This is a genomic window from Methanosarcina sp. DH1 (assembly GCF_020804205.1).
Lineage (GTDB): Archaea > Halobacteriota > Methanosarcinia > Methanosarcinales > Methanosarcinaceae > Methanosarcina > Methanosarcina vacuolata.
In genome coordinates, this window is the sequence record NZ_WJBJ01000030.1 from 1 (window position 1) to 11,540 (window position 11,540).

Here is an 11,540-nt window from a genome sequence, read left to right on the forward strand (position 1 = left end):
TCTCGTGGGCTCGGAGAATGTGTATAAGAGACAGGCTTCTGGTTCTCTGCCTTGAGGAATTCAATCTCTTCATTCTGTTTTTCAATTATAGCAAACAAAATGCGAAAAGCTTTGGCATATCTTTCATCTTTAATTTCATCAGGATTGATGTCCAGTGAAGCAAGCAATTGTTTTAAAGCTTCAAGTTCCATTTTTCTACTCCAAAATATGATAAGGGAAAATGGAACTACTATTATAGTTTTTATGTGGTCGAAAATACATTACTGCTTTCGCCCATACAATTTGAAGAGGATACGAATTCATTATTAATCCTCTTGACAGGTGGAAATTGATTAAAGAATGCATTATCCCGGCTACAGTGAACTAAACTTATCACCAGCCGGCCTGGAAAAGATATTTTACTGTAATTGATGTGTCGACCTGCCGAATATACAATTTATGCACTTAAAAAAGTGGAAGTCAGATTACTAATTCCAGAATGAGATTCTTACGAATTCCAGAACGAGATTCTTATGAATTTCAGAATGAGATTCTTATGAATTCCAGAATGGGATTTTCTTACGAATTCCAGAATGAGATTTTCTTACGAATTCCAGAATGAGTTTTTCTTCCTGATTTCTGGAAGACGATCAGGTATAGAAGCACATATAGTTTCAATAATTCGTTATTTGCTCTTGGAAACCAGAGAATTCTTGAATTAACTTTTTACTCCCTCGTTTCCGGAAGTTTTGAGAGAATTCCTTCTATTTCAGATGCTTTTTCAAAAGAAAGCCCAAGGGGAACTTCAAAATCTGCATATCCACTGTGTTTTCTTGATCCCTTGCACCCGAAAGATAGGCCCATACCTTCCCTGTATGCAAACACTGTACAGTCTCCGCAGATTGAAGCTGCACCCATTGTATCCATTACTGCCCTTTTTCCTTCCGAGTAGGCACTTGCCTGAACAATGCGCATAGCTTTTTCAGGTTTCAGGAAAAGAATCAGCACATCAAAACGACCTTTATTCAGAGATAAGGGCTCGATTCTCATAAAACAAAACTTTTTTTCCAATCTCGGGAGTGATAAAGCTGCATTTTCCGCAGCCTGCGAGTTTTTATATCTTCCGGAACCCAGGTAGTACGCTGCAGGGCTCTTTTCAGAAAATCCCAGCACATAATCTCCCGGAGAGCAGTTCTGTCCTGAAATCAGGAACGCTTCTCCCATACGGGCTTTCTGCACAAGTTCGCAAAAAAGAAAATGGGATTTTTCAGGAAACTTTTCGTCTCCCGTACCAGCTACTATCTCTCCGCTTTTTCCCTCAATACTTTTTTCAGCTTCAAGCCTTTTTTCAGCTTCGTGCCCTAATTTACTCCCGACTTTGTACCCAATTTCGTGCTCTGTTTCGAAGATTACACATACAGGCTCGCCGATTTCCATCAGCCGGCTGAGCTCCAGATATTTTGAAAAAGGGCTTTGGTCGGTGTGCATATAATTTGCTCCTGTTTTTTCTGGCCTTCCCGCTTTTCTGGCCTTCCCGCTTTTCTGGCCTTCTCGCTTTTCTGATCTTTTCGCTTTTCTGGCTTTCACACAAATTCAGCTTTTACAGATGTGAAAACCGGGCCTCTCATATCTATTTTTTTCTTTTTGCCTGTGATATAAAGCTGGGCAACAGAGCCTATTCTCAGGTTGACTTCCGATGGAACTTTTGCAATCCTTACTCTGACTATATGCTCGTTTGCTCCTGACAGGGCAGCCTCTTCAATTTCCCTGGCAGCCTGGGCTGCAAATGCTTCTATAAAGCGAATTCCTGCCCTTGCAGAATGGTTTTCAAAAGCTTTCTGCCATTTCTTGGTATTTGGAATTCCCATAATATCTCCCTGATAGGCTACAACCTCATTAAAAGCTGCAGGTCCGCAAAGCTTTGTATTTTCTTCGGGCTCAATTACAGAAACTTTTACTTTCCTCCCGCAAATTTCTCCTTCCCAGGCAGGGAATTCACAGGGACTTGGTTCTTCCCCATGCAGTTCGCACTGGGAAACAATAGAATCTGCAATCGCAAGTCCTTTAGGAGTTTCGGGTACTTTATCTACGAAAACCTGTTTTGCAAGTTCACCATCTGACATTTCCCATTCAGTATACTGCGGAATCTGTGGGTAGGTAAGAGAGCGGATATCGGGTGCATCATGAAGAATCATTGCCAGCCTTTCCACTCCAAGACCGAGATTCATTACAGGATACGGAATATCATATTGAGCAAGCGCTGTTGGGGAATAAATTCCGAAAGTTGCAATCTCGATCCAGCCATCAGAATACTTTGAGTTAGAGCCCACAAGTTTTGGATGGAAAGCAAACACCTCGGTCTGCGTGTCAGGAATGTAGTATTTGCTGCGTTTCTCATCAGGCCTGAAAAGGAATTTTTCAAATCCAAACTGAGAAAGGAGTCCTTCTGAAACGGCTTTCCCATGGTCTACAGTCACATCTTCATCCATAATTACGCAGGAAGCCGAGTAGTAGGTCATGAGTCTTGAAGCATCCTCCTGTTGTTCTCGCCTGAAGCAGCGGTCTACGGAGAAGAAGTGGAAAGGAGGCTCTTGTCTTTCAAGAAGGGAACCGAGAGAAATAAACCAGCCGCTGGTCATATGGCTGCGGAGTGTCTTTGTGCTTGCCTGGGGTACAAGTTCTTTAAATTCCGGAAAAACCCTGTCAATCATATCTGCAACAAGGGCATCCGAAACTCCAAGCACCCCTGAAATCTCGGGCACAAGGTCGTCTCCTTCTATCTTTCCTTTTTTATACGAATGGAGAACCTGCCTTATCTTTTCTACTCCATCGTCGCCGATATCCCCAAGAATCTCTTTTACCTCTGCGGTGCGCTCATCGGAAATTCCAACGTTCGGCCTTGGCAGGCCTGCAAGATAAAAACAGCGATCCAGGACTGCAAGAGCTTCGCTTCCGAACTGTTTGTGTACCTCTTTATCATCCACTATAAGAGGGTTCATCATCTCTTCAAAGCCCATTCTTAAATAGGCTTCTCTGAGTTTCTGGATTGTATCGTAAACAGGATGAGCTTTTCCATATTTCAAAGTGGTCCTGGGATAACGTTCGTTCAGGGTAGGTGTCCTGACAAGCTTTTTGCCCTCATTCCAGGTAAGATCAAAGTTTTCTTTAGCGTCCCTTTTTATTTTTTCCGGATCAAATTTCATGCATATCCTCTTGAATAGATTATTGGAATTCTATATTATTGGAATTCTAAGTCTGTTAAGTAATAATTAGAACCTGTCAAGTTCAATTGTAAATATTAAGTGTAATTATAAACTGTCAACTTTAATACTGAGACTGTTATGTATAATTCTAAATTGTCAATTTTACATATAAGTCTGTCAATTTAAATTCTAACTCTATCAACTTTAATTCTAAATTGAGTAACTTGGGAATTCCAGATTCCAAAGTTTAAACAGTTAAACTGCCAGACGGCTAGTAATTGATAAAATAATCAGCGGTTTAATAGTTATCGGATGAGCTGTATACGTGGAAGCTGTGTATTAGTGGAAGCTGTATATTAGTAAATTGCATTTTATGACCAACTTTGACTTTTGCAGTTCAAAAAATGCTGATTTGCTCATGTTAAGCATCTTTTATCTAAGCTATCTAAAGTTTGGATTCCAGATGTCGCATCGCGGTCTCAAGCTTTTTCTGACCAATTGCGTTAACAACATCACCACGTGTTTTTTCTATTAAAGAGCGGGATACATCGGTTTTTCGCCTGAGTCCTCCGGTTATGGCATCAGGGTAGTCAAAGTCCATAAGCACTGCATGGATATTTTCCATGATACCTAAAAACACTTCGGCTTTCTCAAAGGACTCTTTCCTTATAAGGTCCAGAACATGTCTCCTGAGCTCTCCTACAACATCCCCAAGCCCATTGAGGTAAGCTGCATATTCGACTCTTAAATCTTCAGGGGAGGGAAGTTTTTCTCCTTCTTCTTTCAGCAGGCTCCTGAGGACTGAAACCTCCGAATACTCCTGATGGGCATGTTCTACAAAGCCTGCATGATAAATATCAGCGTGCCCTTCGAAAAGAGCTTCAAGTTTCTCAAGCGCATGTCCCGCAGTTTTGATACTTTTATCTGCCTTTTCAAAGTTCTGGTCGTGTAGAGCAAATGATGCTGTCCTGCATTCCCTGACAACTTCCCGGGAAATCTTCAATCCCTCTTCCCTTATACTGTCCTTGGCATCAAAATTTTCTCTTATCCGGGCTGAGATTTCTTCAAGCAAGATTTTCATACCCCCTTTTATGTTTCTTATCCTTTTACACGATTAGTTTTTCCGCCTAAAAACTAATTTTCGACTTAGAACTAAAATAGTTAGTATACCTTTTCTATAGGTTTTCCAGAATTCTAAAATCTCATATAAGAAATTCTCTTCAAATATCTTACGTCTGTATATAAATTATTTCCCTGTGTATGCTGAGTTCAGAATTCCTTAAATCTTCCCTTTATATAGCCTGAGTTAGATCTGAGTTTAAAATTCCTTAAATTTCTATTTTTATTCTATTATTTTCCCATTCTATATTTCTCAATTTTTTCTATTCGGCCCTCTTACATTCTTTTGTATTCATCCCTCTTACATCCTTTTCTATTTGGCCCTTTTACATTCTTTTGTATTCAGCCCTCTTCATTCTTTTATATTCGGCCCTCTTACATTCTTTTGTATTCGGTCCTCTTACATTATTGAGTCAACTTATAATCCGATTTTAAAATCCAGAGTTCTAATCCAGTTTCCGGTAAAATATATAAAAAAGAAGGAAAAGGGCTTTTTCCTTGTCGATATCCTCTAACTTCCAGAAGGCAATTCCAAAATCAGCTTGAGGTAGCTAATAGAATAGTAAGGTTGTTACCTTTTAGTTCTTTTTTTAGAATTAGTTAGAGTTCGGGATTTTTTAGCAGGATCATCTCGAGAGATGTTTTTCTTGGAGCTTATCTGTTCCCAGCATGTGCCCCCATACAAATTCTGTTTTTATATTTTAAGAATCTATGTCTATATTATTCATCGATAGGATTACTCATCTACAGAATTACTCATCTACAGGAATGGTCTCAAGCTGACTTGAGAGGTTCCATATCAAAGTTCTTGTGTGCAGAGGAAGGTTAGGATCGTTGCTTATATCTTCTAGAATGGAAATGCTTGATGCCGCTCTAAGAAAGAGAGGTTCGGATTCGTTGTTCAGTATGTCCATAATTTCATTCACGGAACGCCTGATATTTCTAGGAACTGAAGAGTCACTGGTTATACTTTCTAGGACTTGAAGACATTGTTTTATAACTTCTGCTGAATCATTTGATGACACTCGAATCACCTTCGCAGTCGATTATGATATAAAAACTAGAGCTAATATAGCTAATATAGTATAGATTAGTCTAAGATAGGCTTGTTATATAAAATATTATCGGTGATTTTAAAGGTTGATTCCCTTATAGTCTACCCATTGTGATTCTTTACTTGTTTCCGATTTCTACTTTATACAGGATGAATTAGCTTCATTCAATACAGTGAGTTACAGGAAAAATTTTATAAAATAAGTGAGAAGCAAATGCATAAGAAGCCGTGAACAGAGGAAGGTCAGATCTATGGATTCTGAAAAAGATAAAAAAGTAAAGCGAATAGCCCGTTTCCTTGAACTAGGGGGCACAATGCTTGCTGAACATTGTAAAGTCTGCGGGGCCCCAAAATTCCGTTATCAGGGTAGAGTAATCTGTCCTATATGTGATGTCCAGGAAGAGAAGGAAGCTCCGGAACCTGCCGCAGAAGTCCAGGCTCCTGAACCCACGCCGTCTACAGAAAAAGACAAATCTTCTTTTGATAGTAAGAAAAGAGTCCAGGCACACAGGCAAAAATCAAGGTTCGGGATGAGAGCCTCTGAAACTGCCGAAGAAGAAGAAAAAGCCCTTGAGCCGATAGAAGAGGAAACTCCTGTATTACCTCCTGAAAAAGAAGCAGCAGGAAGGAAAGCACCTGCGGCTCCTAGAGCTTCTACAATCTCTAGAGCGTCCACAATTCCCAGAAGTCCTGCAGTTTCTTCCCCGAGAGGTCCTGAAGCTCCTGTAACCCATGCCGCACCCTCAGAAAGGGCAGAAAAACCCGCGGCAGTATCAAAGGTAGCCGGAGTCCATAGAGACCAAAAAGTACTGGAAGACCTTCTCTTTAGAAAGATGGTCAATGTTGCAGAATCCCTTCAGGATGAAACTGACCCGCGCAGGATTGCAGAGGATTTAGAATTAATTGGAAAAGGGCTTGGGCTTATAGAGCGCTTGAGGCAGTTATAAAGGTAAGAGGAAAAAGAAGAGAAGAGCAGAGAAGAGAAGAGAAAAAAGAAGTCAAAAGGTAACGAAAAGAGAGGAAAAAAGAAAACGATGATGAAATAAGGGAAACAAAGTAAAAAGATAAAGAACCGAAGAGAACAAGGAAGGGTAGAAGAGGAGAAGTCTAGAGAAATTTGATTTTTTCGTACTTTTTTCGTTTCTTTTTTCGTTTCTTTTTTCGTACTTTTTTCGTTTCTTTTTTCGTCACTTATCCTTTATAGGGAGCCTCAATGAGTTCTCTAATTTTTGTTGCTCTTTTTGGCCCTATTAATTTTACATTTTTTAGTTCTTTAGCATCCGCTTTCATAATAGCCTCTACTGAGCCGAAGTGCAAAAGAAGGTTTCTTGCAGCTTTTGGCCCGATGTCTGCGATCGCGGATACCAGGTATTCCTGCTGCTCAATAAGGGTACTTGCTGACTTTTTCCCGTGAGGGTTGACCTCTCTTTTATTTTCCATCTGCTCACGCTTTGCAAGCATTTTTAAAATTGCAGCAGTTTCTTCTTCATCTCTTGAATATAGCAGCGACACTCCAAAATCAATAGCAATGGATATCAAGGAGCCGTAAATAGCATTAGGGTTGATTTGCCTTGAAGTGAAAAGTTCTGTTCCTTCAATAATAAGAACAGGCTTTTGATATACTCTTGTAAGGTTTGATAACTGCACAAAAAGATTACGTTTTCCATCAACAAGAGAATTTACAAAGTCATCCGTGCGCTTTCTCTCCACGGCAAGGCGGTCGCTTACAACGTAATCACCAATTTCAAGCGTGGTAAAAATAACTTCTACTCCAAGTTTATCAAGAACATTTGCAACCCCACTTTTTGCTTCCCTGAAGTCCACTACCATTTTCAGGGATTCGGGATTGATTTCTATTTTGGATGCTTCTGCAGTAGTTTCGGGCGCGGATTCAGGTTTCTTTCCAGAAAGAGTTTCAAAATAGACAAAGGTTTTTTGTCTTTCTTTTACGTTTTCTTCTCTGCTTTTTTCGTCTCTGCTCGTTCCTTCTCTGCTATTTTCTTCTCTGCTATTTTCTTCTCTGCTATTTTCTTCTCTGCTTTTTTCGTCTCTGCTCTTTCCTTCTCTACTATTTTCTTCTCTGCTCTTTCCTTCTCCGCTGTTTTCTTCTTTCCCGACCCCACGGTTATCTTCATTAATTTCTTCATTCGCCCTGTTGCAGTCTGAGCCTGCAGCCATATCTCTGCTGTCTACAGTTAACTCCCCGCTGTCTACAGTTAAATCTCTAATATCTGCAGCCCTGCCTCCGATGCCTGCAAAACTACTGCTATCTACAGCCGCATCCTTGTTATCTGGAAAAACGTTGCCATCTACAGCTTTGCCCCTGCTATTTACAAAACCACTGAGATTTACAGCCAGATCACTGCTTTCCTGCATTGGTCCTTTATTTCCCTGCACTGGACCTTTATTTCCCTGCATTGAGCCTTTATTTCCCTGCATTACATCTGCATTTTCCAATCTATTCCCTGTTTTAGTCTCACTTTCAGCGTCATTTTGTGCATAGTCCGGAATAAAAGCTTCGGACTCAAAGTCTGATAGTTTCGAACCCTGCTTTGAGTTTTTGGGGACCAGAAGAGCTTCAAGCCCGTGCATGCTGTTTAGCATCTTTTTTTCCTTACTCTTACTGCTCCAGTAATAGGCTTCGTCGCGTGTACCCTTTGTCACAAGTATAATGACTCTGCCTTTATGCTGCCTGCCTGTCCTGCCTTTACGCTGGATGCTCCGAATTTCCGAGGGAATGGGCTCGTAGAATAATACCAGGTCTGTGGAAGGAATATCAAGACCTTCTTCAGCAACTGAGGTAGCTACAAGTACGTTGTATTCTCCTGCTCTAAACTTATCGAGAACTTCCACCTGTTGTTTTTGCGTAAGCCCTTTGTCTTTAAGGCGCGAGGCCTGCCCTACAAAACGGATAGGGGCAATTCCTGGAACTCCTGATAGAGCATTTACTACTATCTCTGCTGTGTCCCTGTAATTCGTAAAAACAATTACCCTGGAATCAGGGCTTTCTTTTAGCTGTTCGGATACGAGTTTCCGAGCAAGCTCGAGTTTAGGATGTTCGACCTCGCATTCCTTTACCCTGTAAAGGGCTTTTCTCATATAGAGATCGTCCATCAGTCTTTTTGAAGCCTTGCTTGCACTGCTTGAAGAGGCTTCAGCATCAAGTTTCTCCAGGTATTTCCTGAAAGGCTCAAGTCCCTGAGTCTCAATCATTTCCACAGCATGGTTCACCTTCACCATTTCAGCAAGCACCGACATAGCAGTAAAAACAGCAGGATCTCCTCCTACTCGAATTTCACCCTGCAATTTCTTCTGGAAAAGCAACAGATCTTTTTTGGAGACGTATTTCCCACTACCTGGAGAAAAACCCAGGCCTCTTATTGTTACGAGCCTATCATCAAAGATTTTTTCCAGATAACTCCGGATTTCGGCCATTTCGGGGGGAAGCTGGACCTGAAGCCATTCTATCTCTTTTTCCTGAACATAGGGGCGGACATCTTTATCTTTCTCAGTTTTCACCGAGACATTCTCAATGTGTAAAGCCTGACATACTTCAGAGATTTTCTCGTCCGAACTGCCAGGACTTGCAGTAATTCCAAGCACATGAGGGTTTCTTGCGCTCTCGAAGTATTTTTCCGCAATAAAAGTGTAAGCATAATTTCCTACTGCCCTATGGGCTTCATCAAAGGTGATATGGGTTACATCTTCAAGGCTGATTCTTTTTGTAAGGAGATCGTTTTCAATCACCTGAGGGGTGGATACTATCAATTTCCCCTGAGCCCAGAGTTTTTCACGCTCTGCAGGTGCAATGCTGCCAGTAAAAGTGAGAACTTCGTCTTCGGGAAGAGCCATTACTTTTTTGAAAAAAGTAGCATGCTGCTCAACAAGCGGTTTTGTTGGAGAAAGAATCAGCGCTTTTCCCCCGAAACGCTGAAGTCTGGAAACAATTACAAAAAGAGCTATAACGGTTTTTCCAAGCCCCGTAGGAAGAACAACAAGACTTGATCCTTCAAGGGCTTTTCCTGCAAGATTTAACTGATAAAGCCTCTGCTCAACGGTATCGGATTTTATAAGCGGGTGCTTCATAAACCCCGGTTTCTCAGAAAACAGACTCTCGTTCATTTTACTTCAGGATCATTTATTTCAGATATATCAATTTCAAATTTTTCAGATTAATTTACTCATATTTCAGGCAATTGTAATAAACATAAACAACTAAAAAATTTGCTGCAGGCTTTTTAGCCCACAGCTCAGGAACTTAAAGTTTTTAATATTTAGAAATTAAAAGGCTTGCCTGCGGATTCGAAAGTCTTGCCTCTGTAAATAAGTTCGTAGAGCGCATTTTCGATCCCCTGGATTGGAGCCCGGATCTGGCGCATGGAATCTCTGTCTCTTATAGTTACAGTCCCATCTTTAAGGGTATCGTAGTCTACAGTAACGCAGTAAGGCGTTCCAATTTCGTCGTTTCTCCTGTAGCGGCGCCCAATGGTTCCGGAATCATCGTAATTGACAAGCAGGGTCTTTTCCCTGAGTTTTATAATGATATCCTTTGCAGGGTCTGCAAGCTCTTTACGGGTCAAGAGTGGGAGGACTGCAACCTGTACCGGGGCAACTGCACTTGAAAAGTGCATGACAAGCCTTGCTTCCTCTTCTCCTTCAGCTTCACCTTCTCCCTTTCCGGCTTCGGATTCCTTTTCAGCTTCTTCTGAGCCTTTAAGCCCTGATTCGGCAACCTTCTGAGCCACATTTTCTTCATCATAAGCGTGCTCCATGACGCCGTAGAAGATTCTGTCGATTCCATAGGAAGGTTCGATTACGTGAGGGATGACGTTTTCTCCGCTGACTTTAACGGTTTCTTCTGCAAAGTCCACTGCATCCGAACTGACTGTCAACTCTTCCCCGTCCACGGTAACTTTGATCTCATCCTTTGAGAGCTCTTCTTCGGAAAGCTGTTTTAAGGCATCTGAGACTGCTTTTGCCTTGCCCTTAAAGAGAGGCCCGAGCTTGCCCATGTTCGGCTTTACAACAAAACGAGTTACCATCTTCGGCTCGTCGTATTCGATATACACGTAAAGTTCGGTCTTGCTAACCCTTGCATGGGCCTTGAGGTCATAGTCCGTCCTGTCAGCAATTCCCACAATCTCGACCCAGCCAAACCTGTCGGTCTCGATCTCAGCATCCCAGCAGTCGATTGCGTAATGCGCCATTTCGTCTTTCAGGTGCTGCCTGAACCTGAGTTTTGCAGGGTTAATTCCAACCTTTGTCAGGAATTCGTTGGTAAGTGCAATGTTGTAGCCCAGGACTTCGTGTGCAATGACTCCGGCCTTTACAGCTTCCCGGACAGTCATCCTGAAGGATTCGCCTTTTTCCTGTGCTTTCTGGGAATAGAGTACAAGTTCTCTGTCTGCAAAACGCTCGAAATTGGGGTGCTTCTTGTTGCGCGGGTCAACGAAAATCTCGCACTCGGCCTGTGTGAATTCCCTGAGCCGGATTACACCTTGCCTGGGTGCGATTTCATTTCTGTAGGATTTCCCGATCTGTACTGCTCCAAAAGGCAGCTTGTCTCTGTAGAAGCGGGACAGCCTCTGGAAATCGACAAACATACCCTGTGCTGTCTCCGGCCTTAGGTACCCCTGCCTTCCAGTACCGGGTCCAATTGTAGTTTTGAACATCAGGTTAAATTCGTAAGCGTCGCCGAATTCTCCACCGCACTCCGGGCATCGGATATCGTTTTCCTTTATAACCCTGGTGAGTTCTTCTGCACTCAGGGTCCCTGCGGCTTCCATTACGTTTTGTACAAGGTGGTCAGCCCGGAATGCTTCTTTACAGTTCATGCACTCGCACAGAGGGTCCGAAAAACCTCCAACGTGCCCGGATGCAATAAAGACGTCCTCAATCCCGATTGTCGGGCATTCGATTTCCATAAACCCTTCCTGGATAACGTAAAATTCTCTCCAGGTCTGCTCGATTCGCCTCTTCAGTGTGCTCCCAAGAGGCCCATAATCATAAAATCCGCGGCTTCCGCCATACAGCTCAAAAGAGTTCCACAAGAACCCCCGGCGTTTAGCCAGCTCGAATACCTTCTCGTATGTGTCCATTTTAAAAATCCTCGTGAAATTGATTGGGGGATATCAGATAAGTGTAATTTTGATTTGTAGGAAATACTAGATGGATAAAGGTATCAT

8 protein-coding genes are annotated in these 11,540 nt (G+C 42.1%); 1 reads left to right on the forward strand and 7 read right to left on the reverse strand.

Going from position 1 to position 11,540, the window contains the following annotated elements; genetic code table 11:
* The 5 genes from FXW07_RS16545 to FXW07_RS16565 all read right to left on the reverse strand — a co-directional run.
* Positions 1-191 (reverse strand): hypothetical protein (locus tag FXW07_RS16545; RefSeq protein WP_229396485.1); only part of this gene is annotated, 191 nt, incomplete at its 3' end.
* Positions 192-705: 514 nt separating this feature from the next.
* On the reverse strand, positions 706-1,566 hold the full coding sequence (locus FXW07_RS16550) for a DUF169 domain-containing protein (protein ID WP_229396486.1): 861 nt from the start codon (positions 1,564-1,566) through the stop codon (positions 706-708).
* Positions 1,563-3,182, reverse strand: coding sequence for an O-phosphoserine--tRNA ligase (sepS, locus tag FXW07_RS16555; RefSeq protein ID WP_229396488.1), 1,620 nt, complete (start codon positions 3,180-3,182; stop codon positions 1,563-1,565). The genes FXW07_RS16550 and sepS overlap by 4 nt, the downstream gene beginning before the upstream one ends.
* Positions 3,183-3,627: 445 nt before the next feature.
* The gene (locus FXW07_RS16560) at positions 3,628-4,263 is read right to left on the reverse strand and encodes a haloacid dehalogenase (RefSeq protein WP_229396490.1); all 636 of its coding nucleotides are present in this window, start codon (positions 4,261-4,263) and stop codon (positions 3,628-3,630) included.
* Between the two features lie 790 nt (positions 4,264-5,053).
* Complete coding sequence (locus tag FXW07_RS16565) at positions 5,054-5,335, reverse strand: UPF0147 family protein (protein ID WP_229396491.1); 282 nt, start codon at positions 5,333-5,335, stop codon at positions 5,054-5,056.
* A gap of 271 nt (positions 5,336-5,606) precedes the next feature.
* On the opposite strand from FXW07_RS16565, the gene FXW07_RS16570 reads away from it, so the two are divergent.
* Positions 5,607-6,302 (forward strand): Sjogren's syndrome/scleroderma autoantigen 1 family protein, encoded by a 696-nt coding sequence (locus FXW07_RS16570; RefSeq protein ID WP_229396493.1) that lies wholly within the window; start codon positions 5,607-5,609, stop codon positions 6,300-6,302.
* 244 nt (positions 6,303-6,546) lie between these two features.
* Here the strand turns inward: FXW07_RS16570 and FXW07_RS16575 are convergent, their stop codons facing one another.
* Together FXW07_RS16575 and glyS are read right to left on the reverse strand one after the other, a co-directional pair.
* Complete coding sequence (locus tag FXW07_RS16575; protein WP_346655671.1) at positions 6,547-9,477, reverse strand: ERCC4 domain-containing protein; 2,931 nt, start codon at positions 9,475-9,477, stop codon at positions 6,547-6,549.
* 152 nt (positions 9,478-9,629) lie between these two features.
* Positions 9,630-11,453 (reverse strand): glycine--tRNA ligase, encoded by a 1,824-nt coding sequence (gene glyS / locus FXW07_RS16580; RefSeq protein WP_229396495.1) that lies wholly within the window; start codon positions 11,451-11,453, stop codon positions 9,630-9,632.
* Between the last annotated feature and the right edge of the window lie 87 nt (positions 11,454-11,540).